Genomic DNA, 2,483 nt, shown 5'->3' on the forward strand with positions numbered 1-2,483 from the left:
TCTAACCTAGGTGACCTTCCAACAGGTACTACGGTAGCGTTTGAGAGCCCAGTAGACACAAGTACAGCAGGAGATAAACCAGCGACAGTTCTTGTGACCTACCCAGATGGTTCGCAAGATAAGGTTCCTGTGACAGTTAAGGTTGTAGAAAATCCAAGCCAGGCAGACAGCAATGAACCAATTCCGGTAACTCCAACTGTTAAAGTTGGTGAGTCCGTGGATCCATCTAAATCCATCTCTAACCTAGGTGATCTTCCAACAGGTACTACGGTAGTGTTTGAAAGTCCAGTAGACACAAGCACAGCAGGAGATAAGCCAGCGACCGTTCTTGTGACCTACCCAGATGGTTCGCAAGATAAGGTTCCTGTGACAGTTAAGGTTGTAGAAACCCCAAGCCAGGCAGACAGTAACCAACCAAGTCCAGCTGATCAAACCGTTACCGTTGGTGAAACTCCATCAGCTGAGAAGTCCATCTCTAACCTAGGTGACCTTCCAACAGGTACTACGGTAGCGTTTGAGAGCCCAGTAGACACAAGTACAGCAGGAGATAAGCCAGCGACAGTTCTTGTGACCTACCCAGATGGTTCGCAAGATAAGGTTCCTGTGATGGTTAAGGTTGTTCTACCTGCTACAGATGAATCTAGTCAAGATCATTCTGATAAGAACAGCGATAGGACTCCATCAACCGGAGTTGAACAAAAAACAGCTTCATTAGAATCCAAGCCACAAGTTGACTCAAATGTAGCTGCTCAAGGAAACTTGCCAAATACAGGTGAGGAAGCTACTAGTGGTGCCATGGCTCTTGGTATTGGAATGCTTCTAGCTGCGGTTGGTCTGAAATCAAGACGTCGTCGTGAAGAAGACTAATCACAGTTGTGAACTTTTATAGAATAGGGATAGTGTTAGTAGGTTGATACTATCGTGAATAGACTCAGACTGAAAATTGAATGTAGGATTCATTTTTTCAGTCTGAGTTTTTAGATGCTAACCCATAGTCGAAACTCAGACAAGATAATTGCAGGTACCAAAAAGCTCTCCAAAGTCAGAGATTTTCCTCAAGACTTTTTGGAGAGCTTTTGATGTACCCGATTATTGGGCGCTTACAGTGTTTTACGTTTTTGAGCGGTTTTGGTGAGGCTGACTTCGACGTCTGGAGCAAGCTTCAAGAGAGTATCGAGGATGTCCTTGTCGTGAATGCTGGCATCAAATTCCACCTCATATTCCAGGATTAATTGGTCACCTTTCTTTTGGGATTTGAGGGAAAGTAAGTGGCTGTCTGTGTGATGGTTGGGGAAGTTTTTGGCAAAAAGGTCTTCGTAATCATAGTCTCGGGGCAGGGTAATTTGCAGGTGGCGTTTACTGCGGCTGACCTTGGTGAAGCTGCTATTTTCCAAAGCCCAGAGGAGTAGGCAGATAAAGAGGGTGGAACAAGTGGCTAGCAGGAGGTAGCCCATGCCGGTGGTCAGGCCGATAGCGGTGGCTGTGAAGATGAGGAGGAGTTCTTTGGAGCTGGCTGCGGCGGAGCGAAAGCGGATGAGGCTAAAGGTGCCGGCAACGGCGACTCCGGCTCCAAGGTTGCCATTGACCATAAAGATAATCATAGCGATTAGGGTCGGTAAGAGGGTCAGGGTCATGACAAATTCCTTGGTATAAAAGGTTCGGTACTTGTAGGCTGCTGCCAAGATTAGTCCAAGCAGGAGGCTGACCAGGAGGCTGGTTGAAAGGCTGAGGGTGTCGATCGTAGGGACTCCTGTGGTGGTGCTGAAGACGCTGTTAAAGAGTGTTTCTTGCAAGGCTAAGCTCCTTTCTATTTTCTTGGCTGGCTAGGCGGTAGGCGGTTCCGTATTTAGAAAAGGATCTCTGGCTGATGCCGTACTTATTGAAGATTTGGGGCAACCAAGTGGGACATGCTTCAGGGACCTTGACTTCCATAATGACCTTGCTAGGATCTAGTAAATCCTTGCCAGATTTACCGGCTGACAGGGAGATGTCCCAGTCGCGGTAGAGGAGGTTTTGGTCGATGGTGATGCGGATGTCGGCATCCTGTTTGCCACGGAAGGAGAGGCGGTCATAATAGATGTACATTTTTGGTTGGAGTTGTTGGTGGCGTTGGCGCAGCTGGGTTAAATCCTTTTGGAGTTGGTCGTCAATGAGGGACTGGTCCAGGCCATCGATGATAGAAAGGCCGGTGGTGACATAGCTGGTAATGGCGTTGGCAGTGGAGGTGAGACGGTTTTTATAGCCGATGCCGTCAATCTTCTTTTTATACTTAACAAAAATCAAAATCTGAATTATAATAGATATAGTAGAATGAAACAAAAACCGCACATTTTGTGCTATACTATTTTTATGGCATATTCAGTAGATTTTCGTGAAAAAGTTCTTTCATATTGTGAGAATATTGGCAGTATTTCTGAAGCAGCAACTGTTTTCCAAATTTCTCGTAATACCATTTATCAATGGATTAAATTAAAAGAGAAAAC

Annotated in this window: 4 protein-coding genes; 2 read left to right on the plus strand and 2 right to left on the minus strand. The window is 45.9% G+C overall.

Annotated features, from left to right (window positions below; translation table 11 throughout):
* Window positions 1–867, plus strand: an 867-nt coding sequence (locus tag E5983_RS08900; RefSeq protein ID WP_160333477.1) for a Rib/alpha-like domain-containing protein, incomplete at its 5' end; no start/stop codon positions are given.
* Window positions 868–1,100: 233 nt separating this feature from the next.
* On the opposite strand, the gene E5983_RS08905 is transcribed toward E5983_RS08900, so the two are convergent.
* A complete protein-coding gene (locus E5983_RS08905) occupies window positions 1,101–1,793 on the minus strand; it encodes a DUF4956 domain-containing protein (RefSeq protein WP_160333478.1) in 693 nt (230 codons plus the stop codon).
* Window positions 1,774–2,283, minus strand: coding sequence for a VTC domain-containing protein (locus E5983_RS08910; protein WP_160333479.1), 510 nt, complete (start codon window positions 2,281–2,283; stop codon window positions 1,774–1,776). The genes E5983_RS08905 and E5983_RS08910 overlap by 20 nt, the downstream gene beginning before the upstream one ends.
* 66 nt (window positions 2,284–2,349) lie before the next feature.
* On the opposite strand from E5983_RS08910, the gene E5983_RS08915 reads away from it, so the two are divergent.
* Window positions 2,350–2,483: IS630 transposase-related protein (locus tag E5983_RS08915; RefSeq protein ID WP_160332216.1), on the plus strand; the 134-nt coding region annotated here is incomplete at its 3' end.

The organism is Streptococcus danieliae (assembly GCF_009767945.1).
GTDB lineage: Bacteria > Bacillota > Bacilli > Lactobacillales > Streptococcaceae > Streptococcus > Streptococcus danieliae.